Origin of the sequence: Anaerotignum sp. MB30-C6 (genome assembly GCF_030908465.1) — a bacterium.
Taxonomy (GTDB): domain Bacteria; phylum Bacillota; class Clostridia; order Lachnospirales; family Anaerotignaceae; genus Chakrabartyella.
In genome coordinates this window covers 1,919,777-1,945,785 of the sequence record NZ_CP133078.1, presented here as the reverse complement: position 1 = coordinate 1,945,785, position 26,009 = coordinate 1,919,777, and the positions used below count along the sequence as shown (strand labels likewise).

Below are 26,009 nucleotides of genomic sequence, written 5' to 3'. Positions count from 1 at the left end.
GAGATTAAAAAGGAGAACAATAATGAACAGATTTAAGCAGCTTCTCATACTAACCTTAGTACTTTCCCTTTTTGCACTGTTCCTATCTGGCTGCAGTTCTGCCAATGAAAAGGGGCAGTCTTCCCCTGAAAAAGCTTTAGCAACGGAGCCGTTACGGGAAATCACCCTTTGTGAAAGCTGGAATTTTGACGGAGGCTTCTTTTCTCTCCAATCCCCCAATGTAACAAATGGCAACTTTGGTATACTTTATTTTTTAAATAATTTCTATGAACCCTTAGTCAATTACGAAAATGGTAAAATTGTTCATGGTCTTGCAGAAAAGTGGGAAGTCTCTCCCGACGGTTATACTTATACCTTTACTCTAAAGCAAGGAATAAAGTTTTCCGATGGGAACGAATTTAATGCACAAGCTGTAAAGACAAATCTTGATAATATTGCTGGCATCCTTGCCGAGTTCAACGGTTCCTACGGTCTTACAAGTACCCTTTTAGATGAAGTAACTGTTATAGACAACAATACCGTTGCCGTAAAGCTGAAAACACCTTACTATGGAGCCCTTCAGGATTTTGCTTCAACTATGCCCATGGGAATGATGTCTCCGGCAGGCTATAATAAAGACGGTACCCTAGCTGAAATTACAAAAACGAAGACTCTCGGTACAGGTCCTTATATGTATGATGGACAGAAAAAGAACGAAACATATACTTTTGTTCGAAATCCCCATTATAATAGAGGAAAGTCCGATGTAGATATGTTCCATATCAAGACAATCCCTGATAATGATGCCAAGTTGATGGCACTTCGCTCTGGCGAGGTTGATATGATACTGGGTACTGGCAATCTTTCGTACAACTCTTTTAATGAACTTAAAAATAGCGATGGGTTTGAGGCTATTGCATCCGATACCATTATTCAAACCAGAACCATGGGCTTCAATGTATCCCATGAGCCCTTCGACGATCACGCTGTGCGCCTGGCCGCAAACTATGCAATTGATACGAGCACAATTTCCAACAGTTTGTTTTATGGGGTAGAACAACCTGCCAATACTGTGCTTGATCAAACTCTCCCTTACTGTAACGTGGATACAGGTACATACACCTACAATCTTGAAAAGGCAAAGGAAATTTTGCATGAGGCAGGCTGGATAGACAGCGATGGAGATGGCGTAAGAGAAAAGAGTGGAGTAAAACTGAAAGGTGAATTTCTTTATGCCAGTGATATGGCTATGCTGGGGGATTTGGCCACGACGATTTCTTCCCATCTAAAAAAAGCAGGATTTGAAATTACGCCTGTTGGCAAGGAGCAGATGGTCTATTTTCAGGAAGTCTCCAATGGGAACTTTGATTTGGCAATTGGGATTACGAATGCAGTTCCTTATGACCCTTATCTACTAATTTCCCGCATGTTGACTGGAAATTTCCGTGATAACTATCTGGCTCAAGCTCTAAAAGGCATGCCAAATGCAGATGAGTTGATAAATAGCCTGAATGCAATGACAGATAAGGCTGAAATTCAAGCCACTTATGACAAATTGCTTAAGGAGTTACATGATGAGGCGACGCTTATTCCTCTATCTAGAGTAAAAGGAATGACGGCTTATCGCACAGAAAAAATAACTGGATACAAGTTTTTCCATCAACCAGACTACACGGATGTGTCTGCCATAGAGCTTCACTAATATAAGTATTACATGATGTAGGCGATGGGGGATAGACCATATAGTAGCAAGGAGAGGCCTTGCGGCTCAAGAGTTTTGTTGTAATATATTGAACCAGTTATGCCTGTGAAAATGAGATACGGATTGTGTTTGGAGAGCAGTGTGACGAGTTGAAGTCCCCCTAGAAAAATTATATAATAACAAGATGGTTTCATAAAGATTACTTTCTTGAAAAAGGAAGGTATCTGAATAGAGAATTTATTTATAGAAGAAAAGATTGACTTCCGCAAGTAAAATCAAGAAATACAATTTCCATTACACTATAATTGTGATAGAGCGATTGAAACGAGGTGAACAGACGAATGTACGAGTGGCATAAGCAAATCCAAATAATCGTTGATGAGATTGACGAGTGTATCAGACATCACCATAATGAAGCACTGACGCTACGCTTTTTTTCTCGCAGGCTGGGTTATTCTGAATTTTATACTACAAGAAAATTCAAAGAAATTTCGGGTATGCAATTTAGGGATTATTTGCGGCATAGAAAGTTAGCCTTTGCACTAAAGGAGGTTAGGGATAGTGAAAAAAGTATCTTGGACATTGCTTTTGATTATGGTTTTTCATCACATGAAGCTTTTACCAGAGCTTTCAAGGGTTCATATGGTGTAGCTCCAAGTGAATACCGAAAAAAACCTAAGCCTGTCGTTCTTCGCACAAAAATAAACCCTTTCGACCGCTACTTATTAGGATTTGGAGAGATTGGTATGATAAAGTCTACAGACGAGGTTAAAATTTATTTGGTAACCATTCCGGCACACAAATTTTTGCACATTAAAAACTATGAGAGCAATGGGTATTGGGATTTTTGGCAAAAGCAAAGCCTTATTCATGGGCAGGACTGCGAAACAATTTGCGGCTTACTGGATAGTGTCAAGGGGAAACTGGATGACGATGGTGGCAGCGAGGCTAACAGCGAAAGCGGTCAGATTATGGCATATATTAATGACCCTGACGGCAGACTCTGCGACTGGGGCTTTCCACGTACTGAGTGTTATGGTGTACGTCTTCCTTTTGACTATAAGGGCGAAGTACCACCACAAATGCTTATGATTGATGTTCCCGAGGCCGAGTATATTGTTTTTGAACATGGGACATTTGATTATGAGCAGGAAAATCGTAGTGTGGAGGAGAAGATTGAAAAGGCAATGGCAACTTTTGATTTTGCAAACACGGGTTACTGCTTTGACACTTCCCCTGGACGAATTATTTACCTTTATTTCAACCCTGAAAGACATTTTAAGTATGTCAGACCAGTGCGTAAGTTATAATCGTAGTTGTGGACAGTCAGAAGAATAAGAATGCCTTCTTACCTAATTGTATGGGTGTTGCGTATTTTATGGTTGATAAATAAACGTTCTAAAAAGGAAAAAGTAATGCCAAGAGCATCTCCGCAAGGGGGTGCTTTTTTTGTTCATATGTAAGGAGGTTATGGCGAAGAAAGCCGTCGGCATGCAATTGTCTGTGAGGTATATGGAGCAAAGCCCTTAGCCATTGAACCCAATCGTTTGAGGTTCTGAGTATCCAAGAACATGGAAGGGTTCTTTTCCTATTTGTGAGAGTTAGAACACAACCTTATGTGGCAGTATCAAAATTTTTCGTATACATAATAATTGTGCGAAGGAAGTTGTAAGTGTTTACGTGGACAGTAGCAAATATAGAAAGGCTATTGACATTGATATTATGAATTAGTATTATTATATAAGTGATATTACTAATTTGCTGGCAAACGAATCGGTGTAGAGTGGTTAATCATTGCCATGCCAATCAAGCAGTTGGATAAATCATTTCAATTTTGAAAACAGAATGCTAAGTTATCCTAATGATCAGATATGGTTCCTGGGAGCATCAATCGTCAGCACAAGGATTCTTGGATTTTGGGATACATTTATCTTTTTTCTTAATGATAGGCATAAACCACAGCTAGTAGTATTCTCTTGTTCTATTGCTTAACCGATCTAATCATAGATAGTGAAAACAAATCCCAAAAAGATATGGTAATTATCGTATACTTGTATTTATAACTGTACCTCCTATACCGTATGTTACATATTCTTGTTTACATAGCAGAACTTGTAGAAGGTCATGTAGATATTGCCTGATCGTTACCGCTGTATTACACCCTATATCCATATTTTTGGTTAACTTATCTTTTTTTGCCTGCTTGGTGTTCCTTTATAATTTTTTATATTGAAAACATTGAAGTAAAACGAAGAATGAGATAGGGGAACAAATTCCCTCCATTGGGAAAATCAGGCCCCGCATCAAATGTATTGTAAGGGGCTGTAACATGAAACTTGAGAATAAGCCTCAAACCACTGAAGGCTTTGAATAATTGGTTTAACCAAAATAACATTACATAAGGAGAAATGAAAAATGAAAATCATCAATGGTAGTGAGTACACGTTTTCTCGGGATAACAAACCTGTTGCAACCGCTAAGGTAGGAGAGCCTTTGCTATTCAAAACTCAGGATTGCTTTGGATGCCAAATTGAAAGCGAAAGTCAGCTTATGGACGAAATCAATTTGGATCATACTAACCCTACTGCAGGACCGGTATATATTGAAGGTGCAGAGGTTGGAGATGTGTTGGTAGTAGATATTCTCAACATAGATGTGGACAAGGCAGGTTTTGCTTGTTCCATACCTGGGGTCGGCCCTCTTCATCACTTGGCAGAGCCTCGCACAAGAAAGATACCCATTGAAGGTGGATACGCTTGCTTTAATGATGTGCAGTGGCCTATAAACCCTATGGTTGGTGTAATTGGTACAGCTCCTGCAGAAGGTTCCATGGGTTGTGGATTTGCTCACAACCACGGCGGCAACATGGACAGTAATAAGATTTGTAAAGGTGCAAGGGTATATTTGCCCGTTCGTGTTCCCGGCGGGCTGTTACAGATGGGTGATATCCATGCCACAATGGGAGATGGAGAAGTTTGCGGTACAGGCATAGAAGTCAGCGGTGAGATTATGGTTAAAACCCATCTGATTAAAAATTTTGAACTGAATTGGCCTGTAACGGAAACCGATGGATGGTGGTATGTAAACTCCAGAGGCAAAGATTATGATGAATCCCTTGTCATCGGCTGCAGCGAGATGGCAAGGTTAATGCAGCCTGCCTATGATTGGGATGTTACAGATATATTCATCTATTTGTCCCTCCAAGGCTCCATGGAAATCAACCAAGGTACACGTCCCGTTCATGGTGACATGGTTAACCTGAGAATCGGTGTGCCCAAGCTACCCGGAAAAGAGCTTATAAAGTAAAACAGTAAAAAAATGCGTCTAGAGAAGGGCTCTCAAGGCGCATTTTTCTTGGATATACACTAAAAAATTGACATTCAAGGCAAGAATGAAACAAGTCATGAGAAAAAGCTTTCCATGAATGAAGGATCAAGAACCTGTATAATCTAGGGAAATTAGCAGTGAACTTTGGAAGAGTAAGACTAAGTCGTCTACAACTTAGTAAATAAGGAGTTTTTTTATGGAGAATTTCGTCCGATATAGCCCTCAGATTTGTATACCCATACAGATAGGAGCGGATAAGCAGCTAGCTATCTCGCCACTTGGCCAGTAAGGTTATCCGAGAGAGCTTATATCACATAGTGGCAGGAGGATCTTCATTCCCCTCTAAGGACTATCTCAAAACTGCTTTAAGACTTGTATGAATGCTCCAGTTGCCATCTTTTCATGTTCGGGAAGTTAGTTTTTGATATGTTGATAGTAGCCCTTGCTAAATTGACTGAAAATAGTATAAAATTTATATTACAGTAACAAATGGAGTAGGTGAATTTATGAAACAAATGGGACTTGACTTAACTGCCGTAGATATCATAGTTGGAACCCTTAGACAATCGATAGAGCAAGGGGCAATAAAGCCAGGAGATAAGCTACCAACCCTGCAACAAATGGAAACCATATATTGCGTAAGTCGCATTGTAGTGCGAGAAGCAATAAAGGTTTTAGAGGGAGAGGGGCTTGTATATAGTCGTCAAGGCAGCGGTATTTATGTAACGGCAGAGCCTTTTTTTACAAAGGAGCAAAAATTTGAAAGTGCAAAATACTCTACTAGAGAAATTTTTGAGCTTTTTGAAGCAATATGTCACTATGCTTGTTTTAGCTTGAAAGGTAAAAAAGATTTGTCGGAATTAGAGGAACTGCAAAGTCTTAATGCAGATATGTATGAAAATTACGCAAAGTTGTCTTTGCAGGATAAATTCATGTATGAGTCCTCATTCGGCATAAGGCTAGTTAGACTATCAGGCAATGCCTTAGTTGCTGACTTAAGTATGATGCTGTTAAAAGTTCTAACCACTATGGATTATATGCTAATTGTGGATAGTGGTTTATACAAAGAGGTGCTGGAGTATGACCGGTATTTGATCGAGGCATTGTTGGAGCGTGACTCCTATAGAGCCTGTTTCTGGGGGCGTGAGCGGAATAAGCGTTCATTGGAAGTAATAAAACGTGATGTCAGATATAATGATAAAGTCCATAAAATCTTTCATAGTGTCACACCTAAAGAAACTTAAGGTTGGAAGGAATTGATACGTGTATTCGACAGCTAAGAACTAAGGAGAGTGAGCAATTATTTTGAAATTGTGAATCTTCCTTTGTAAGTTATAAACTAAATAAAAGTTTTCATACAATAGTATTGGGAATGCCATCTATGCCATTGGTGGAGCGAATTCAAAATCCTATGCTGTTTCTACTAGTGCAATAAAATAACTGTGACTACTTTAAGTAAATGTAAGTGCCTCAATAAATGCTATCTAGCGAATACAAGCTAGTGTATCTTTTTTTGAGGCACTTCTTTTTTATAATTCTAATTGCATTGAACTATCAGGGTAGTATACCAGAGATTGCATGGGAAGACGTCCGACTGCAGAAATGTTCCCATTTTTGTGCTGATATTTAAAAGGTCAGTGCTTCGGAAACTTCTCATGCGTGCTTGACATATTGAACGGTATGGCGGAGATGATACATCATGATCCACCTTTCTTTTTTCCTTGTATTCAACGGTTACGCAAAAAAGGCAGTGCTATGCTGTCCCATTCATTAATTAATGCAAAAACAGATGATATATGACAAGAGATAGATAAGCGATAAACCCGTTAACATGTGTTAGCAATAGTCATAGAACAAAGGCAAAGTAGCCACGAAAAAAGGAGACTATTTTTACAAAGTGAGTCTGATTTCTGTTGAGAACAAGCTGTAATTGGAAGTAATATCTAAAAAAAATAAAAAAAACTGTGAATATTTTTGTGAGTAGTCATTGCTTTTTTCAAAAAAAGTAGGTATACTAAGACTAGAGAACGAAAATGGTCATGGGTCATAGCGTTAATTGTTTAATATTTGTTTTACGATAGTTGACCTATAATTTTTTAAATGATAAACTATTTATATTTAACTGATTTTACAAATATAGGGAAATATGGAGGTTTATATATGGGGAGACCGTTTTCAGAAAAAGAACGAGAAGAAAAAAGACAGCTTATTTTAGACAAAGCGGAAGAACTTTTTGTAAAATATGGATTTGTAAAAATTACAATTCAAGATATAACAGAAGCGGCTAACATCGGAAAAGGAACCTTTTATAGTTTTTATAAATCAAAAGGTGCATTATTTGTTGATATATACGCAAGGGAATGGACGAAATTACAGGAACATTTGCTTAAAAAATATAAGAATATGAATGGAAACTTAGAAGACTTAGTTGTCTTATACATTAAAGAAAACCGAAAAAATCTTATGGAAAATCCTGTGCTTAGTATAATCTATAATCGTGATACCCTAGAACATATAAGTGATAAATACGGAAGACAAGGATTGATTGATTTTAGTGAATTAAATAAATCAGTTTTAATTGAGCTACTCAGAAGTTGGACAAAAGACAAGGAAATCGAACTAAATATAAGAGAAGAAATTTTATCGGGCATGATGCGTTCTTTGAGTTACCTTATCTATCATAAAGATGAAATTGGTGACGACATTTTTGAGGAAGTAATACAAACGTTTATTGATGCAATTTCTCTTGAAATCAAGGCCAACATAGTAGTGAAATAAAGGCTTTCTAATGAATGCAGTAGTATTTTTATTGTTTTTAACACAATTGTGTTTTAATAAATCCAATAATAATCATTTTTATTGGAAAATAATATCCAAACGTCAAGATATAAATATTTCCGGACATATTTATATTTTTATTGACAGAAGGTATTTATTAAATCATGTACATGTAATGTTGTTAAAACGTATAAACACTACTGTTTTTTTTATGCAAAAAAAAGGAGGAATAATATGAAAATTACTGATAAAATGCAGTCTACACTTATTATAGTATCAACTATATTATGGGTAGTATGTTGCATTCTAGCATGGAATGAGCGTTTTATTGAGGCCATTTGGAGCGGTATTCTTATTATGGCAATTTATTTATGCTTAGGAAGCTCGAAAAAGGGTGTATTATCCAAAAAATTCTTTTGTTACCCTATTCTTATTTGGGCAGTTCTTTGGGCAGTAGGATTTTGGGCAGCACAGCATTTTGCAGTGATGTTCTTGGATATTCAGCCAACGTTTACTATTTTAGGAATGCATCCATCATTTGCAATGGTTGTTTTCTGTTACTGGTTCGGTGGCGTTGTCACAATTTCCCTTGGTTTTATGTTACTAAGGAAGGAATGGTTGTCACCAGATGAGTGGGATGACTTTAAAAAGAAAATTGAACAGATGAAAAAGAAACAAAGTGCTGGAAAACATAGCACGAATGTACATATGAATGAAAATATTGCGAACAGTATCGGCAAAGGAGGTAATTAATTATGGCGGATATTTCAAGCGGTTCAAGAATTCTGATATTGGCATTTGCTTTGTCTATGATTGCCGTATCCTTCTTAATCGGGATTATCGGGAAGAAAAAGGTTACAAGTTCTCAGGCATATTATGGCGGTACAGGAATGTTTGGCTCATTTGCAATCGGTCTATCTAGTATGGCAGGTATTGTTAGTGCATTTGCTATTGTAGGTGTGAATGGATTGGTATATGCAAACGGAAATAGTATGGGTCTTTGGATGATGACTTCCTGCGCTGGACCTTTTGCTTTTATTCTACTAGCAAAAAGGGTTAGGGCTATGGCAGAAGTAGGAAGTGTATCATCATTAGGTGACATTACAGACTTGAGATTTAATAACAGCAGACTGATTAAAGGGGTAATGTCAATTATTTTACTTCTTGGTTGTGTTGCATATCTGGCATCCCAGATTAAGGCAGGCGCAGAGCTTCTTACTCATCTTATGGGTTGGAATCCACTGGTTGCCGGATTGATTATTTTTGGTATTTTAACAATATACATGTCAATAAGCGGTGAAGTTGGTGGTATTATGACCCAAACTTTCCAAGGATTGGTTATGGTAATTGCGGGGATAATCATTATTATATCCTTCTTCAAAATAACTGGTGGATTTGAGGTTATTGTTGATGCAGTCTCAAATGTGGATACAGTGACTGCCAATGGAGTAACGAAAGAATTTACACCAAACTTAATGAATGCATGGGGAACCAGTGCACCAGCATCGGTGTTTGCATGGGTATTTATTCCCATTGTTGGTACGATAGGACAACCCCAGGTTATTTCTAGAATTTATGCTTTGAAAGATCCTAATGAAATACCTAAAACTGCATTTTACAACTGTCTTTCACACATGGTTATTGCTGCAGTTTCAATCGTTGTTGGGTTTAGTGTATTATATCTCGTTGCCACAGGTAAGATTCAACCTTTAGAGCAAGCAGACAGAGCAGTATTCTTATTTGCTGACTATTGTGGACTTACAACACAACTCTTTGTATATGCGGCAGTGCTTGCGGCAGCAATGTCTTCAGCAAGTATGTATCTTTCCGTTTCTGCCACCGCTTTATCAAGGGATATCCCCGCAGCTTTAGGGAAATCATTTGACGAGAAAAAGCAGATGAGAATAAGTAGAATCGTAATGTTCTTCATCGGTTTTGCATCTATTTACTTCTCCGTAACAAATGCGGAAGGGGTTGCGATCTTAGGTACATTTGGTTGGGGAACGCTGATGACTGCAACATTCCCTACGTTTATTTTAGGACTGTTATGGAAAAAAGCCAGCAGAAAAGGTGTAAGCTTAGCCTTAGTGGTAGCCTTAGTGCTGAACCTGTTGTCTTTAACTGGTATGAAATGGCCAGGTGCTTTGCCTTGGTATGTTAACGTAATCGCCATTACTTTGGTAGTAACAGTAGTAGGATCCTTGTGTATGCCAGATGCTGAGCTTGACGAAAAACTAGAGGCAGTTATTGACTTATAATATTGTAGAAAGAGGGATGTAATTGGAGATAGATGTAATTTATTACAATGGAGACATTTTGACAGTCAATGCGGCTGATGAAGTGAAAGAGGCTGTAGCCATAAAGGGGAATAAAATTGTCGCCGTAGGAACAAAAGATGAAATATTAAGTAGAAAAAATGAAAATACAAAACTTGTTGACTTAGAAGGTAAGTGCGTTGTACCGGGCTTTATCGATTCCCACCAACATATCGGAATGCAGGCTTTTAATGCTATTTCAATAGACTGTAGGTATCCCAACGTAAAAAGTATTGATGATATTTTAAGGAAAATCGAAGAAGTCAGAAAAGATGTTCCCAAAGGAGCCTGGATTCGTGGATGGGGATATAATGAGAACTTCCTTGATGAAAAAAGGCACCCGGAAAGGTTTGATTTAGATAAAGTGGCTCCAGATAATCCTGTGTTCCTGATTAGGGTTTGTGGACATGTATCAACAAATAATAGCTGTGCGCTAAAAATGGCTGGCATCGAAGATAGTACACCATCTCCAGCGGGTGGCGAAATCGTACACAATGAAAAAGGCGAATGTACTGGTGTTATGAAAGAAAAAGCACATAATATGCTTCTAAAAATTGCTTTGCCAACGGAGGCCGAGCTTTTAAAGGGAATGGAAATAGTTTCTAATAAGCTGACAAAAGAAGGAATTACTTCTGTTCATGAAGCAGGGGCATATGGCGCCTTACTTATGAAAACACTGCAAAGAGGAACAGAAAGAGATATAGTAAAACAAAGAGTGTATTCTATCCTATTTTCTTTTATTGACAACGAGGATTTTGTATATAACTATATCGACAGTGGTATCAGTACAGGCTTTGGCAGTGAGAAATTTAAAATAGGCCCTATTAAGCTTATGGTGGATGGAAGTAGTAGTGCACCTACAGCCTCAGTTATTGATGAATATTGCAGTGACAAAGGCAATCATGGAATTCTATGTTATTCACCAGATGAGGTTGACCAGGTGTTACTAGATGCACATAAGGCAGGATTCCAAGTTACATGTCATGCAGTAGGTGATAATGCAGTCACAGTTGTTGTAGATGCAATAGAGAAGGCTCTTTTGCAATATCCTAGAGAAAATCATAGACATCGAATTGAGCATTGCGCATTGGTAAATGATAGCTTAATCAGTAGGATAAAGAAGTTGAATATCACACCCATTGCACAGCCAGTATTTTTCTATGAGTTCGGGGATGGGTATATCAAGAATTACGGAGAAGACCGTGTGAATCAAATGTTTACTTGTAAAAGTTGGTTTGATAATCAAGTGATTACCGCTGGAAGCTCTGACTGCCCAGTTACAAACTCTGACCCACTATTTGGCATATATATTGCCATGAATCGTATTACACAAACATCACAGCGAATATCTCAGTCTGAAAGAGTTAATGTAAAACAGGCACTTAGAATGTATACAATTAATGGTGCTTACGCAAGTTTTGAGGAAGAAATAAAAGGTAGTATTGAGCCAAATAAATTAGCGGACTTGGTGATATTATCAGAGTCGCCATACAATGTTTCTCCAGATAAAATTGCGGATATTAAAGTAGAAGCTACGATGATAGATGGTAAAATAGTATACGAAAACAAGTAGGCTAAAAACGAATATGGATGTGTAAATCCTATATTGACAAAGGCTTTGGGATGGGCAGATCAATGTGAATCAAAAAATGATTCAGTAGATGGATAGCATACATAAGAAACATGGTATCATTACAAAAGAGAAAGCAGCGTTAATAGCTGAGGAACAATGGCTAAGTCTTAGGTCAACTAAAATTACCGACAGACTTAGCCTATTTTTTTAGGGGCAAAGAAAGATGTAAAAATTTTTTATACAGTCACAAAGCTATAGGAACTTGAAATTAAGAGTGCTACGCCAACTCTTGGAGAAAAGAATTCTGCATTAATATGTTAATGCACTGCTTACTGCTGTAGGCATTCGAGGTGAATAGTTCTGTGCCCACAGAAAATCCAGAGTTACTTATGCTCACCCAGCTTACACACTTTATATCCTTTCAGGGGCTTTAAAATCTGCCCCCTACGCCACATAAGGTCAGTTACTCCATCAGTAACGATTGCTGGTAAGCTACCGTACCTGAGGAGAAAGATGGTTTTCCAACGGTTGCCCAGTTATCACTGCTGCTTTGTGTAGTTCGCTCTATCGACGAGAGTCTCCAATCAATCTAATTTACGCAGATTACTGGGAACACCATTAAATAAACAGGGGTATTCGACGAAATTCTCCAAATAGAGACAGTTTTTATATTTTTAATTGGAGAAAAACTGAAAGAAAAGTTTATTATGAAATAATTCACAAATTCTGAAGATGTAGTTGTGACAATTATTTCACAGAATAGACAAGAAATATAGATTTATTAAGGATTTTACTTATTTTTAGATTATTGGCACGTAAGTTGCTCTTAATATTAGGTGAAAGAAAAAGTATATTCAGACGGTAATATGTGAAATCCTTTAAACACAATTTGTTAATCAGGTTTTAAAAAAGGAAAAGGTGATTTGGCTATTCAGATTATAAAGTCAGATATGCTCTAAGAACTTAAAAGGGCAGAAGAATAAGGGATTACTTATAGTTTTCAAGCATTATATGGGGAAAATCAATGCATTAATTCTATATTTTTCTCAAAATTTGAAAAATGTCTCTCATTCTATGTTATGATGAAACGAAAGCATTAATTGTCCCAAAATGGAGAAAGATGTTTCCAATCAGAGACAATGTCTCAAAATGGAGAATTGATTCTCAAAATGGAGACATTCTCAACTGTAATTCATGGTAAGTTTTTTGGAGGGCATACTTTGTATCAAATAAGTCAATCATTATTTTCTAGTTTTAAGTGAAGTAATGCTTAAGACTTCATAGAAAGGAAGAATTTTTATGGAAGCCAATGATAACAGATATAAGTACATATTCGACGAAATACTTAGTCTTTCAGATGATGGGTTTATTGTGGTCGACACGGAAGGGATTATTACTGATATCAATGATCAGTATTGCGAATACCTGAAAACCACGAAAGAAGAAGCAGTGGGAAGATGTATAAAAGAAATAATACCAAACACAAAGATGTTTGATATTATGAAAAAAGCGTACAAAGAAGAAGGCGCCATTTTGCGTCTTCAGGAACAAAGGGATGATGTGGAGGATGCTACCTTTTTGGTAAATCGTTCCTGTGTTTACGATAATAGCAAAAAGGTTATCGCAGGGGTTGCCCAAGTAAAGTTTAGGCTTCAGACTCTGGACTCAGCCAAAAAGCTGATTCAGGAGTATGCTGAGTTTGAATTTTATAAAGAAGAATACCGCAAAAAAAATAATGCGGGTTATTGCTCTTTTGATGCAGTACTGGGAGAAAGTCCAGCGTTCAGGGAGCTAAAAAAGAAGGGCAAAAAAGCCGCAAGAACATCATTTTCCGTACTTCTTACTGGGGAAACGGGAACGGGCAAGGAGGTATTTGCAACGGCAATTCACTATAGCAGTGATAGACGTGAAAAGCCGATGGTTAGTATAAACTGTGCAGCGATTCCAGCAGAGCTTCTTGAAAGTGAGTTATTTGGGTATGAAGAGGGGGCTTTTACCGGAGCAAAAAAAGGCGGGAAAAAAGGGAAGTTTGAACTTGCCAACAAAGGTACTCTGTTTCTTGATGAAATAGGAGATATGCCTTTGGCAATGCAGGCAAAACTCTTAAGAGTTCTACAGGAAAGGGAAGTTGAAAAAATAGGAGGCTCTAAGCCAATTCCTGTTGATGTTCGAATCATTGCAGCTACGAGAAAAAACCTTTATGAAATGATGCAAAATGGAGAATTTCGTGAGGATTTATATTACAGGCTGAATGTTATCAATATTGAAATGATTCTATTGAAAGACCGTCAGGAGGATATTCTTGAGTTAGCAGATTATTTCTTGAAGAGACTAAACAATGAGTATAAAACCGCAATCACCCTATCAAAAGAGGTAAAAGAGTGTTTTAAAAATTACTCTTGGCCGGGAAACGTTCGAGAACTGGATAATGTGATAAAAAGTGCATTTGCATCGTGTGAGAACTTCATTATTCAATTATCGGATTTGCCTAGCAAAATGGTTTCCAGACACCGCTTTGGAACCCTTGAAGAAAGTGATGGGAAGAAGTTAAGTCAGATGATGGATGATTATGAAAAGAATATTATTATTGAGGCGTTAACAAGAAGCGAATGGAATTGCCAAAGTGCAGCGGATGAGCTGGGTATTCATCGCAGTGCAATTTACAAGAAAATTTCGAAACATCATATTAAGCAATTTCCCGAGAAATGACCCAAGTAAAAAAAACCAACTAAATTACAAAAATACACATTAAAATTATGCAAATTTCCATGCATTGATTTTGGTGTTATTTTTGCGCCCATTTAAGAGGTGCACATAAAAAAATACAAAATTTGTTTTAAAAAATTGTACAAATTAACTAAAATCCATTGAAATTAAAGGAGGAATTAATTATGGGTTTACAAGAGCTTTCAGCGAAACTAGAGTGTATTAAAATCGAAGTGGAAAACAACATTTTAATTGTTACCATGAATCGACCAAAGGCTATGAATGCGCTAAATAGTCAAACATTAGATGAACTTCATGCAATATTTGATTTTGCGGCAAAGGAAGATGAAGTATATGGTATCATACTGACTGGGGAAGGCAAGGCATTTGTAGCTGGTGCTGACATTGTGCAGATGAAGCCATATAAAAGTGAGGACGGTAGGGATTATGCAGGATATGCACAATCAACTTTTGATAAAATCGAGGATATTGAAAAGCCAGTTATTGCAGCGGTGAATGGTTATGCTCTGGGCGGTGGATGCGAGCTTTCTTTAAGCTGTGATATTAGAATTGCTTCGGAAAAAGCACAGTTTGGTCAGCCAGAAGTAACCCTTGGTATCATTCCATGCTTTGGTGGTACCCAGAGATTACCTAGACTGATTGGCCCTGGTTTTGCAAAACAGATGATTTACTCGGGCAAGTTCGTTTCAGCAGAAGAGGCTTTGAGATATGGTTTGGTAAATAAAGTTGTTGCCCATGAGGACTTGTTGGCAGAGGCCAAAGCTATGATGGCGGATATCTTCAAAGTTTCTCCTGTGGCAATTAAGTATGCAAAGCTTGCAATCAACAAAGGTGGAGACTTAGATCTTACCAATGCGTTGGAATTTGAAAAAGGCTTGGTTGGACTTTGCTTTGCTACAGAAGATAAAGAGATTGGTATGGACGCATTCTTAAACAAAGAAAAACCTGCATTTAGATAAACATAATATTTGGCTTCGTATAGTTTTAGGGTAAAGAGCTCAAAAGAGAAATGAATCGAGGTATATAAATGAAGAAGGTTAGAATTTATAGTGCAGAAGAGGCGGCTTCGTTGGTACAGAATCATGACACCATCAGTGTGAGCGGGTTTGTATCTTGTGGTTTGCCAGAAACATTAAACATTGCCATTGAAAAAAGGTTTTTAGAAACAGGTTATCCCAAGGATTTGACACTTTTTTATGCAGCAGGTTTGGGTAATCGGGATGGCAGTGGAGCAGACCACTTTGCCCACGAGGGCATGACAAAAAGAGTGATTGCCGGCCACTGGAATTTAGCGCCAAAGCTTGGACAATTGGCTATGGAAAATAAAATCGAGGCGTACAACTTTCCTCAAGGTACCCTCTGTCAGCTTTACCGAGATATTGCGGCACATAAGTTAGGGACAATAACCCATGTAGGATTAAATACTTTTGTTGATCCTAGAAACCAAGGTGGTAAGTTGAATGATGTCACCACCGAGGACATGGTAGAGTTGATTGAAATTGGCGGCAAAGAACAGCTTTTTTATAAGGCTTTTCCCATAAATATTTGTTTTATTCGTGCTACATATGCAGATGAGTACGGAAATATCACCTTAGAAAAAGAGGTGGCACCCTTTGAAGTTACTTCTTTGGCTCAGGCTACAAAAAACAGTGGCGGTAGGGTCATTGTTCAAGTAGAGTCTGTGGTTCGAGGAGGAACGTTGGATCCAAAGCTTGTGAAGATTCCTGGCATTTATGTGGATGGGATTGTTGTTTCGAAGGAAGAGGAGCATCAGCAGTGCCTGAACCATGCATATGACCCAAGTCTTTCTGGGCAAATTCGAGTTCCTACGGACAGCATTGAAATATTAAAATTGGATGCAAAAAAAATAATCGGTAGACGTGCTGCAATGGAACTGAGAAAAGATACTGTAGTGAATTTAGGGATTGGTGTACCTGAATATGTTTCCTCTGTTGCAAATGAAGAAGGCATAGGCGACTTTATGACACTTACCGTTGAGGTTGGCCCTGTTGGCGGTATTCCTCAAGGTGGTACTCGTTTCGGTGGCAGCGTGAATGCTGATTGCATTCTGGATCAGCCGTATCAATTTGATTTTTACGATGGTGGCGGCGTTGACCTTGCTTTCCTTGGCCTTGCCCAGGCAGACTGCCATGGAAACGTTAACGTAAGTAAATTTGGTCCAAGAATTGCAGGCTGTGGTGGTTTTATTAATATTACGCAGAATGCGAAAAAAGTGTTCTTCTGTGGAACATTTACAGCGGGCGGCCTGAAAACCTCAGTAGAAGATTGTAAAATGACCATTACAAAAGAAGGTTCTCAAAGAAAATTTGTTGAGGCTGTGGAACATATCACTTTTAGTGGGCAGTATGCAAACAAAACAAATCAGCCTGTTATGTACATAACAGAAAGAGCTGTTTTTGAACTTAGAAAAGATGGGTTATACCTGACTGAGGTTGCACCTGGAATTGATATTCAAACACAAATTATCGACCTTATGGGCTTTGTTCCCAAAATAGAGGGTGAGGTAAAGCTCATGGATGAGAGAATTTTCTCGGATGAACCAATGGGCCTTGGAAACCAATGATTTGACTTTTTAAGTTTAACAAAAGGAGAAAGATTTCATGAAATTAGTAGAACTGAAAGAAACCATTCACAACATTATTATTGAAATTGAGGGCAATGTTGCCATTTTAACAATGAATAGACCAAAGGCACTAAACGCTTTGAATGCTGAAACAATGGAGGAAATCATTAAAATTATGAGCTGCATTGGCGAAGATGATTCCATCAACGGTGTTATTATCACAGCCGAGGGCAAGGGCTTTATTGCAGGCGCAGACATTACCCAGTTTGTTTCTCTTGATGCCATGGGAGGACGGGATTGTTCAGAACTGGGACAGATGTGTTGTAGCTCAATTGAAAAACTTGAAAAGCCAGTTATTGCTGCCGTAAATGGATATGCCCTTGGTGGTGGTAATGAAGTTGCCATGGCTTGTGACATTAGAATTGCTAGCACAAAAGCAGTTTTCGGTCAGCCAGAAGTGAACCTTGGAATTATGCCATGCTTCGGCGGAACACAGAGATTAACAAGACTTGTGGATTATGGTATTGCGAAAGAACTTATTTTCACAGCAAGACAGATTAAGGCAGAAGAGGCACTTTCAATTGGCCTTGTTAATAAAGTGGTTGCGCCAGAAGAGCTTCTTTCTTCCGCAAAAGAAATGATGGCGACAATTCTTACAAAAGCACCTAAGGCAATTGCTATGTGTAAAGTTGCGATCAACAGAGGAAAAGAAATGGATATGGACAACGCACTCGAGCTTGAAAGAGATGTAACTGGACTTCTTTTTTCAACAGCAGATAAGGTGGAAGGTGTAGCTGCTTTCCTTGAAAAAAGACCTGCTCAATTTATAGGTAAATAATCAACTTGTGTATCTACCCTCTTTAATACTGAAATGCTAAAATCATGGGCTTTGGTGTAAAAGATTGGAGTTCCCTTATCAAAACACGTTGCATAAGGCGGCTGTAGTATTTTAATATTGCCTCGCTGTAAATCTATTTTAGTGAAGGGCAACGAGGCAATATTACTTATTCACTGAAAAGGAGATCTACGAATAAGAAGAGACTCTTTGTTATTTTTCTATTTTTATACTAAATAATAATCTTTTTAATCATTAGGAGGAAAAAATGTTAGGATTAATCGGTATTTTATTATCATTGTGCCTTTTGATTTACCTCGCATATAGAGGTTGGTCAGTTATTCTTTTGGCACCAATTTTAGCTTTACTTGCTACCTCTTTCGTACTTTTCGAAGGTGGACAGGCCCATCTTTTGGCTACATACACAGAAACATTTATGTCTAGCGCTGCGAATTATATTAAGAACTACTATCCAGTATTCTTATTGGGCGCTTTATTCGGTAAAGTAATGGATGATACAGGAACAGCCAACTCTATTGCTATGTTTATTGCTAATAAAGTTGGAAAAGGCAAAGAAATCTGGGCAATTGTAATTGCTGGTGGCCTTATTACATATGGCGGTGTTTCCATGTTCGTTGCCGCATTTGCTCTTTATCCAATTGGTGCCGCTTTATTTAGAGAGGCAGATATTCCAAAGAGATTGTTACCAGGTGCAATTGCCATGGGTACATTTACTTTCTCCATGACAGGCCTTCCAGGATCACCACAGATTCAGAATGCTATCCCCATGAAGTATTTAGGTACTGACCTTTTTGCTGCACCTGTTTTAGGTATCATAGCATCAATTATCATGTTTTTTGGTGGCACTCTTTGGATTGTTACAAGAGCCGCAAAGGCAAAAAAAGCCGGCGAAGGATATGGTATTCATCCTAATGAAAACTTAAACATTGTAGATTTAAGTGAAGCACCTTCATTTGGTATGGCAATAATTCCTATTTTAATTGTATTAATTGGAAACTTGGTTCTTTCAAAGGCTATTTTCCCAGGAATGGAGTTTGCTTATTTAGAAGAACAGTTTAATACAACTACTGCAGCTGTACTAGGTAACTGGAGTTTAATTTTATCTTTGGTTGTAGCAATTCTAGTTGCGATTTCATTAAACGTAAAAAGATTTAAAAATGGTATTATGTGTACGCTGAAAGATGGTGTTCAAGGTTCACTTCTTGCCATCATGAACACAGCATCTGAGGTAGGTTACGGTAATGTTATAAAGACACTTGCGGCTTTTGGTATCGTTGGTGGGGCATTAATGGGTATCTCATCCAATCCACTAATTACTACAGCAATTTCCAGCTCCGTTCTTGCTGGTATTACGGGTTCTGCCTCCGGTGGCGTAAGTATTGCGCTTGAAGCATTTGGTCAGACTTTCATGGATCAGGCGATTGCCAAGGGAATTGATATACAGGTTCTTCATAGAGTTGCCGCAGTTGGTTGTGGAGGTTTAGACAGTTTGCCTCATAACGGCGCTGTAATTACACTTCTTGGTATTACAGGTATGACGCATAAAGAAAGCTATGTTCACATTGGTATGGTAACAGTGGCAATTCCTTTAATTGCAACGATTGTAGTAATTGCTTTAGGAACACTAGGTGTTGTTTAATGAAAATTCATGGTAACAGAAAACAGGGGAGTTAAACCTCAAATTTAGGCAGTAGCCCCTCTAAGTCATAGTGACTTAGAGGGGCTACTGTTGATAATATGGGGTCGTAGCACGAAAAAGAAGACATGAGCGAATGATTCTCACGTCTTTATCCTTATTTTAAAAGAGATTTATTAAAAGATTTAAAGAAAACAGTCATAGAAGTAAATGAAAAATTAAATAATAGTGTAATTTAGGTTAGGAAATTCTCAAGGTGCGTAAAGCATCCTTGATTTGCAGTAATTTTTTAATAAAATTACTATAGATAGTATGGATGAATAAAGCTTGTGAATGTTGCGTTTGATTGAGTTTACAAAGTCTCTTTAAAAAGTTTGTTATAGATACATGAACTAAAAGAAAGAGGTAAAAGCTCCTGAGAATTAAAATCATCAAATTATCCTTTGTGTAATTCTGGTTCAAGTAGGGAAAGGTGAAGCATCTTCACGGGGTATTGAGAAAACGAGGGCAGTATAAACTAATCGTATGGAAGAGATACATCTATGCAGCCAGCCTTCTATAGGTTCAACTATGAACTTGTGGAAGGCTTTTTATATGGGGAAGAATGGATACAGCCATGACTGACTATCCCAAAAGACAATTGAGGGGGAAATTGGTGGGTGATTTGGTTAGAAAATACAGGGATATATTGTAATTTTTTGTGGGGTAAGTATAATATATAGCATGTAGAACGATGTAATAATATGTAGAATGGCGTAGAAAATGGGCGGTGACGTAAGAAGGCAGACTAGCCCACTTTCTTATGTCTCTACATAGTGTCCATTTCCGATTAAAGCCTTAAATGGGTTAGGTTAGCCTTGTTGCAGTGTTACAAGCCAATGCACTGATTTTAATAGAAAGCACATTCCGTGTTGATGGGGTTGTACGCAGGGATAAGTCTGTCAGAGAAAATGCCCTATCTTTCAGTGTGATGCAATCACGGCATGAAAGGGTAAAAATCGCCGACGAGGGGGTAAAGTGCAAACGCTTTTTGTGATTTGGGGATGGGAAAAGTCTGTTACTCCGGCGGAGGTTAAAGAATGGTGGTGGTAAGGATGACGCAGTATCAGTCGTTTACGACTTTTAGAATCTATGTGCCGCCCATAAGATTGTGGTACAGATAATTGTGTTTCAATTTTTGGAGGTCTTAAAGGTAATGAATACTGAATCAACAAAAAAAGTTCGGTTAGAACTGACATGCAAATAATACGAAACAAACTGAAGCAGATGTATTAGCTTAATCTATGAGTAATTGTATGAACGAATGCTTTTTTTGCTAGTTTTATACAATTCAATTACATCCAAGAATACTTCACGTAGAATTTACAAGGGGAGAAGAAAATGAAATTACGATTTGTTAGGAATATAAAATTGTGGATCAAACTTCTGGTTCTATTAATAGTACCAATTTTAACATCATGCTATATTACCTTTAGTGCAGTCGGTGAGTTAAGGAAGAATAAAAAATTCATACAGGAGTTAAATGATGAGTTATTCGAAGCACAAACTTTGCTTTTAGATGCAGATAAGGACATGTATCAAGCACTGACGGGGCAACTACTGAAAAAGGCAGCAAATAATGATGATGAGTTTGAAGAAGGTACGAAATTAGTGGAGAAAAATATTGTAGATGCTACTGAACGGGTTGAAGCTACAAAAGCAATTGTTTTTAGATATGGAGAAGAACTTATTAATTACAAAGGTGAAGAGACGGGTAACGACTATGAAATGATACTTGTTATGTATGACGGAAATATGGCCGAGTGGGTGAAACGCCTTGAAAAACCTATTGCTGCATATAATCCCAGTGTAGATAATGAGTTTTTTGAAGTGGCAAGAGATAATTTGAATGACCTTTGTACAATGCTTGGAACCTATACTGATGATAAGTCAAAAGAGTTATCAGATGAGACAGATACTATTGTGAATTTAATCATCCGAGATTCCATAATCGCATTGGTTAGTACGCTACTAATTTCCGCTGTAATTATTATTGATATCAAAAGAAGGGTTCGTCAGCTAAATGAACAATTGAAGAAAATTGCTCAACTTGATTTAAGTGGCGACAAACTAGATTTAGGGAAAGACGAAATTGGCTCAATAAATCAAATTGTAAATATGGTTATATCATCCTTTAAAGAAACTATTTTTGAAGTTAGAAATGAAGTGGAACAAATTAAATTACAATCTGAAATTGCGGCATTAAGTATTGCCAGCATTGAAGAGAACATGACGGATGTTTCATCTGTGACCCAAAAATTATCAAAAGAAATCGAATTATCCTTTCACGAAACGAGACAAATGCAACAGGCGTCAACAGAGATGGAAAGCGCAATTGAAGTAGTTTTGCAAAAGGCTGAAGATGGCGAAACGATTTCTAACGAAATTGAAACAAGGGCGGAAACGATAAGTGCAGAAGCAGAGCAATCAACCAAAACAATGGAATCCACACAGAAAGATGTGGTCGAAAACATATCTTTAGCCATTGAAGAATCTAAAAAGGTTACCGAAATTACCAATCTGGCGGCTTCTGTCTTGAAAATTTCTTCACAAACAAAGATGCTAGCTTTTAATGCCTCAATTGAAGCGGCAAAAGCAGGTGTGGAAGGAAAGGGTTTCGCTGCAGTTGCACAGGAAATAAGAAGATTAAGTGAAATGATTGATAAAACAGTAAACGAAATCCAATCAGTTGCACAATTGGTAGTTACTTCTGTAGATTCATTAAGAGGGAGTTCAAAAGAGTTAACTGAATTTATTACAAGTCAGGTTGCAAATGATTATGAGGGAATGCTGCAGGCGGGGAACCAATATAAAAATGATGCTACCTTGATTAATAATATTGTAACAACTTTAGGGACGACATCGGAACAATTAATGGCGTCTGTGGAGGATATCGGTAATGCAGTTGCTTCTTTGGCAGATTCAAGTTCTCAAGCCAATGCGGGCGTTAGCGATATTGTGAATAAAATTGTATCTACAACAGAGAATACAAAAAAGATGACGGCGGAGACACAATTAATTAAAGAATCTGTAAATAAGGTGTTTACATCAATCTCTAAATTCCAAGTGGAAAGTTAGAGTAGTATTGCCTTATCAAGTAGCTATTCAATCTCTCCTTCTAATCCAGGTGGCAGTTTGTGGCAACAAGGTGAAAAATGAAGTTTAAGTGTTTTAGTTCTGGATTTTTTTGTGGAAATGGAGAAATCTCGTCTATACAAAAAATGTCGATGATATAATCTATGAATAAAATATCATTGTATTAAGGCTAAGTTGTAGGTCAACGAATGAACCGAAACTTAGCCTTTTATATTCCATAAAATTATATGGCTTTAATAAACGGGTTTAACCGTGACCCATTTAAAATTAAGCCAATTGAGTTTTTAATACTGGTTTCGCATTCTATGACAAATCAAAAAAGACAGTGTGGCAAGAAGAAGCTGCTTGATTAGGCTGCAGAAAAGATATGACATAAGCATTGTTGCGTTAAATTCTTAATGATTATAGGAACGAAATTTTCCGAACAAAGCAAGAATGCAAACGGAAAAAATTGATACCGTTGCCATACCTGAAACTATTTTTGAAAAATAAATAAATGAAATGCATGTAATTAGTATTTCAATAAAAATAATTATGAATGTCCTTGTTCTCATTTTTATCATTCTGCTTTCTGATACTGGGTGATTCGGATGTACTACGGGAGCAATTTTGTATACGATAAAAATACTTAATGCTAAAATAAGTCCCATTATTGTTGGGGAATCCATGACAAAAAGGTATGTAAAGATACATAAATAAGATAGTAAAATGGAGGATAGTATGCATTTTAAATGAGATGATGCATGCATTCCACCAAGATGAATACGCAGTGGTGTAAAAAACAACATCCATAGAATCATTTCAAAGGTTTTGTGGAACATCAATGCGGTGACGATTAGCAATATATCGGAAATCAGTTCATTTAGCATACATTCTGCGCCATAGGCATAAATTTCGTAGTCGTCTGAACTTGCTCCATTCGCCACGAGCCAATCTGCCCATGACTTTGCAATTTTAATTATCATGACTCTTTCTCCTCATAAAATGGTGTCTAAAAAAGTTTTTCTTACATGATCAAGGTAGGTACTACTAATTGGTAATTTGTTGCCATTAGAAAGAAAAAGCTCGTTTTTCACAATTTTTTCCACGTGGTTCATATTCACCAGAATAGAACGGTGACACTGGGAAAAATCATAGGGTAGGTGACTTATTGTATCAGTTAATTTTGCTTTATGAGAATATGTAGCCTCCAACGTATAGATGTCTATGTAATGATTTGCACTGGAAAAATAAAGAATCTTATGATATGGGATTTTTATGGTTTCATTGTTGTATTGAAATATATAATTATTTTCTTTGGCCAATTGATAAACCATATTCATGCACTTTTTAATATCATTTTCCTTTACGGGTTTTAATAAATAATGTAGAGCTTGTACATCATATCCCTGAAAAACATACTCTTTAAAACTAGTTAAAAATATGATAGAACCTCGATAGTTATTTTTTCGCATATACTGAGCGAGGCATAATCCATCCATTGTTCCATCTAATTGAATATCTAAAAAAGCAACATCATAGACATTAAAATTTATTTTTATGAAAGCGTTTGCATTTTCAAAATAGTCCAAAGAAACGGTACAATTCACTTGCTTTGCCCAATGCGTTAGCATTTCCTTTAATTGTTCGGCAAAAATAGATTCGTCTTCAATCATAGCGATCACAATATTCAAGGTTCTTCCTCCTCCTTTGGTAAAGGAATCATTACAGTGGCTGCAAAGGAATTATCTTGGGGTTCATAATTGTAAAACCCACCATAGCTTTCGATCATTTCATTTATATTTTTACAACCATAGCCATGGCCTGGTTGTTTTTTTGTGCTAAGAAGAGTTTTCTTATCAAAAAGATATATACCATTCGAACTGTTTAGAACTTTAATATAAAGCATACCCTTATGTATTTTCATTGTAATATTTATATAAGGAGGCTGTTTTAAGTCTGGTTGACTGCAAGCTTCTGTGGCATTATCCAATAAATTGCCTAAGATGATACATAAATCTGTTTGTGAAATAGAAAATTTTTCGGGAAGAAAAATAGTTTGTTCCACAGTAATGCCGTGGGATTTTGCAATAAGGATTTTACTAGAAAGAATGGCATCTAAAGTAGGATGCCCTGTAGAAACCATAGATGTTAAGTCTGTAAAATTAGCATTAAGCTGTGCTAAATATTTTTTTAATTCAGAATTATGTTCATTTTCTGCTAGGATTCCCATTACTTGTGTGTGATGGTGATAGTCGTGTTTCCATTGGCTCAGGGTTTTCATGGATGCCTTAATATGTTTAAAGTGATTTTGTAGTAAGCCTGCTTCTCGTAACTGCATAGAAAGCTCAGAGTTTTTTTGATAGTAAACTCCTAATACTTCAAACAAGACAATACAGCCTAATAAAACAGATAAGTAGACGATTCCAATAAAAGCAAGTGTGTGTGATGCCTCATTTTTTATATAAGTAATATTACTAATGAATATGGAAAGGTCAAGAATCTTATCAGATGCAATGATTCCCAATGATATCAACAAAAATAAGGCAACTCGAAATAGTAGTGGTAATGTAATGGGCTTTTTTGACTTTATGTGAATTATAGTAGAATAAAAAACTGAACAAACGACTAAATAAATTAGTGTCATCTGAACTCTTATAAATGATGAACTTAGCAGTGTATTTAAGTCGTAGCTCGTAAAGATTGATGCGAAATAAAAAACAATTGTATTTGAAACAATTGCAATAATAGATGCAGAACACCCCCATAAAAAACGGGAACTTAAATTAGATTTAAAACATACTGTAGCAAAAATAATATCGGCAACGAAAAGTAGGAAAATAACGATGTTTGTATTACGAATTGTAATATTTAGTACGGTAGTAAAAAGTATAAGGAGAGCTAGGCCAAGATAAAGTCTTAAGGCTTTATCCTTTTCGTATCCAATCATTTTTGTTAATAGATAACAAAACATTCCTATTTCAACAACATTTATAAATAGTTCCCAACCAATCCATATAATTGACATTATATCCTCCTAAAATATGGTTTTAACATACCTAATACATCATAGCATGATAAAATTAGACATACAATTATAAAAATTGCTATTTCACGACCTAAAAAGGCTATTTCACGACCTACTACTAGAATTTGGTAAGGTTTATTGATACTATTTTTTTGAAAGGAGGGACGAGTAGTAAGTGTTTCAGTAAGTATTTCAAGAAAAAAGCTATTAATTAAACGGGAGGTAATTATTATGAAAAGAATGAAAGAATTTTTGAGAAGTGGAAGTGTCAAATTATCGGCCCAGATGCTTTGTGCTACTGCGTCCATGTTTGCAATCATGATGTGCCATGGTAAATTGTACGAACCGAAAGTTCCGGAAAGATTAAAAAGATAGGTAAGAATTAATGGG

The 26,009-nt window shown here is 37.0% G+C and carries 18 protein-coding genes; 15 read left to right on the top strand and 3 right to left on the bottom strand.

Annotated features, from left to right (window positions below):
* Positions 1-22: 22 nt before the first annotated feature.
* From RBQ60_RS09575 to RBQ60_RS09510, 14 genes are all read left to right on the top strand, one after another.
* Positions 23-1,681: an ABC transporter substrate-binding protein gene (locus tag RBQ60_RS09575; RefSeq protein ID WP_307883461.1), complete on the top strand. Its 1,659-nt coding sequence runs from the start codon at positions 23-25 to the stop codon at positions 1,679-1,681.
* A gap of 341 nt (positions 1,682-2,022) precedes the next feature.
* Positions 2,023-2,991, top strand: coding sequence for a helix-turn-helix transcriptional regulator (locus RBQ60_RS09570; RefSeq protein ID WP_307883460.1), 969 nt, complete (start codon positions 2,023-2,025; stop codon positions 2,989-2,991).
* A 1,105-nt stretch (positions 2,992-4,096) separates the two neighbouring features.
* Positions 4,097-4,987, top strand: a complete 891-nt coding sequence (locus RBQ60_RS09565; protein ID WP_307883459.1) for an acetamidase/formamidase family protein — start codon at positions 4,097-4,099, stop codon at positions 4,985-4,987.
* Positions 4,988-5,514: 527 nt separating this feature from the next.
* Positions 5,515-6,252: a FadR/GntR family transcriptional regulator gene (locus tag RBQ60_RS09560; RefSeq protein ID WP_307883458.1), complete on the top strand. Its 738-nt coding sequence runs from the start codon at positions 5,515-5,517 to the stop codon at positions 6,250-6,252.
* 916 nt (positions 6,253-7,168) lie between these two features.
* Positions 7,169-7,786: a TetR/AcrR family transcriptional regulator gene (locus RBQ60_RS09555; protein WP_307883457.1), complete on the top strand. Its 618-nt coding sequence runs from the start codon at positions 7,169-7,171 to the stop codon at positions 7,784-7,786.
* 234 nt (positions 7,787-8,020) lie between these two features.
* Positions 8,021-8,539 (top strand): hypothetical protein, encoded by a 519-nt coding sequence (locus RBQ60_RS09550; RefSeq protein WP_307883456.1) that lies wholly within the window; start codon positions 8,021-8,023, stop codon positions 8,537-8,539.
* Positions 8,540-8,541: 2 nt separating this feature from the next.
* Positions 8,542-10,044 (top strand): sodium:solute symporter family transporter, encoded by a 1,503-nt coding sequence (locus RBQ60_RS09545; RefSeq protein ID WP_307883455.1) that lies wholly within the window; start codon positions 8,542-8,544, stop codon positions 10,042-10,044.
* Between the two features lie 22 nt (positions 10,045-10,066).
* The gene (locus RBQ60_RS09540) at positions 10,067-11,674 is read left to right on the top strand and encodes an amidohydrolase (RefSeq protein ID WP_307883454.1); all 1,608 of its coding nucleotides are present in this window, start codon (positions 10,067-10,069) and stop codon (positions 11,672-11,674) included.
* Between the two features lie 1,299 nt (positions 11,675-12,973).
* Positions 12,974-14,383: a sigma-54 interaction domain-containing protein gene (locus RBQ60_RS09535; RefSeq protein WP_307883453.1), complete on the top strand. Its 1,410-nt coding sequence runs from the start codon at positions 12,974-12,976 to the stop codon at positions 14,381-14,383.
* A gap of 182 nt (positions 14,384-14,565) precedes the next feature.
* On the top strand, positions 14,566-15,360 hold the full coding sequence (locus tag RBQ60_RS09530) for an enoyl-CoA hydratase-related protein (RefSeq protein ID WP_307883452.1): 795 nt from the start codon (positions 14,566-14,568) through the stop codon (positions 15,358-15,360).
* Positions 15,361-15,428: 68 nt separating this feature from the next.
* Complete coding sequence (locus tag RBQ60_RS09525; protein ID WP_307883451.1) at positions 15,429-16,985, top strand: acyl CoA:acetate/3-ketoacid CoA transferase; 1,557 nt, start codon at positions 15,429-15,431, stop codon at positions 16,983-16,985.
* A gap of 37 nt (positions 16,986-17,022) precedes the next feature.
* Positions 17,023-17,823 (top strand): enoyl-CoA hydratase-related protein, encoded by an 801-nt coding sequence (locus RBQ60_RS09520; protein WP_307883450.1) that lies wholly within the window; start codon positions 17,023-17,025, stop codon positions 17,821-17,823.
* A 265-nt stretch (positions 17,824-18,088) separates the two neighbouring features.
* On the top strand, positions 18,089-19,480 hold the full coding sequence (locus RBQ60_RS09515) for a GntP family permease (RefSeq protein WP_307883449.1): 1,392 nt from the start codon (positions 18,089-18,091) through the stop codon (positions 19,478-19,480).
* Between the two features lie 1,377 nt (positions 19,481-20,857).
* Positions 20,858-22,594 carry a methyl-accepting chemotaxis protein gene (locus RBQ60_RS09510; RefSeq protein ID WP_307883448.1) on the top strand — a complete coding sequence of 579 codons (1,737 nt, stop codon included), beginning with the start codon at positions 20,858-20,860 and terminating at the stop codon, positions 22,592-22,594.
* A 413-nt stretch (positions 22,595-23,007) separates the two neighbouring features.
* Here the strand turns inward: RBQ60_RS09510 and RBQ60_RS09505 are convergent, their stop codons facing one another.
* The 3 genes from RBQ60_RS09505 to RBQ60_RS09495 are packed head-to-tail and all read right to left on the bottom strand — an operon-like array spanning position 23,008 to position 25,619.
* Entirely contained in the window at positions 23,008-23,577 is a 570-nt protein-coding gene (locus RBQ60_RS09505; protein WP_307883447.1) for an accessory gene regulator B family protein, read from the bottom strand.
* Positions 23,578-23,589: 12 nt separating this feature from the next.
* Complete coding sequence (locus RBQ60_RS09500) at positions 23,590-24,276, bottom strand: LytR/AlgR family response regulator transcription factor (RefSeq protein WP_307886006.1); 687 nt, start codon at positions 24,274-24,276, stop codon at positions 23,590-23,592.
* 5 nt (positions 24,277-24,281) lie between these two features.
* On the bottom strand, positions 24,282-25,619 hold the full coding sequence (locus RBQ60_RS09495; protein ID WP_307883446.1) for a sensor histidine kinase: 1,338 nt from the start codon (positions 25,617-25,619) through the stop codon (positions 24,282-24,284).
* Between the two features lie 231 nt (positions 25,620-25,850).
* Here RBQ60_RS09495 and RBQ60_RS09490 point away from each other — a divergent pair, with 231 nt between their 5' ends.
* Positions 25,851-25,994: a cyclic lactone autoinducer peptide gene (locus RBQ60_RS09490; RefSeq protein WP_307883445.1), complete on the top strand. Its 144-nt coding sequence runs from the start codon at positions 25,851-25,853 to the stop codon at positions 25,992-25,994.
* Positions 25,995-26,009 lie beyond the last annotated feature (15 nt).